The sequence below is a fragment of the Streptomyces fuscichromogenes genome, from assembly GCF_014645815.1.
In the GTDB taxonomy this organism is placed as follows: Bacteria; Actinomycetota; Actinomycetes; order Streptomycetales; family Streptomycetaceae; genus Streptomyces; species Streptomyces fuscichromogenes.
In genome coordinates this window covers 1-1,138 of the sequence record NZ_BMML01000111.1, presented here as the reverse complement: position 1 = coordinate 1,138, position 1,138 = coordinate 1, and the positions used below count along the sequence as shown (strand labels likewise).

1 protein-coding gene is annotated in these 1,138 nt (G+C 69.4%); it reads left to right on the top strand.

What is annotated here, in order from left to right:
- On the top strand, positions 1-1,138 hold a 1,138-nt coding region (locus tag IEZ11_RS50410; RefSeq protein ID WP_229714016.1), incomplete at both ends, for a condensation domain-containing protein.

Sequence of the window (1,138 nt, the reverse complement as noted above, 5' to 3'; positions counted from 1 at the left end):
ATGTACCGATCGGGCGATGTGGTGCGCTGGACGGCCGGGGGACTGCTGGAGTTCGTGGGCCGGGCCGATGACCAGGTGAAGATCCGCGGGTTCCGCATCGAACCCGGTGAGATCGAGGCTTGTGTGAACGCGCATCCGGGCGTGGCGCAGGCGGCCGTCGTGGTCCGCGAGGACACTGCGGGTGACAAGCGGCTGGTCGCCTATGTGACACCGGCACCAGACGTGGCACCGGCGCCAGGTGCGGCGTCGGCTTGGGAGGCGGTGGCCGGTCTGGACCGGGTGGTGCGCGAGCATGCCGCCCTGCGACTGCCGGCCTACATGGTGCCCTCGGCGGTGGTGGTGCTGGAGACGCTGCCGTTGACGGTCAACGGCAAGCTGGACCGGCGGGCGCTGCCGGAACCGGAGTATCTCTCCGGCGGGGCTGCGGGTGGGGGTCGTGGTCCGGTGACGGTGCGGGAGGAGATCCTGTGCCAGGTCTTCGCCGAAGTCCTGGGGGTGGACGCGGTCGGGGCGGAGGACAGTTTCTTCGATCTGGGTGGTCATTCCCTGCTGGTGTTGCGGCTGGTGAGCCGGATCAGGAAGGTGCTGAACGCCGAGCTTTCGGTGAGTGCGGTGTTCGAGGCTCCGACGGTGGCGGGGATCGCGGCGCGGTTGGATGTTGCCGGGGCTGTGCGGCCGGCGGTGGTGGCGGTGGCGCGGCCGGCGGTGGTGCCGTTGTCGTTCGCACAGCAACGCCTGTGGTTCATCGGCCAGCTGGAGGGCCCCAGCCCCACCTACAACGTTTCGTCTGCTGTGCGGCTCGACGGTGAGGTGAATATCCCGGCGCTGCGCAGTGCAGTGCGGGATGTACTGGTGCGTCATGAGGTGTTGCGGACGGTGTTCGCGTCGGTGGATGGCCGGCCTCGGCAGGTTGTGCTGGCTGTGGAGGATCTTCCGGCTGAGGTGCTGTCGGTGGTGCGGGTTGCTTCCGCGGATCTGGCGGCGCGGGTGGAGGAAGCGGCGTCGTACGCGTTCGATCTGTCGGCCCAAGTGCCGGTCCGGGCAACCCTGTTCGTACCGGACCCTGACCCGGTGGTAGATGCGGGCGCGGGTGTGGGCGTGGCTGCGGACCCGGGCCCGGCGGTAGATGTGGGTGTGG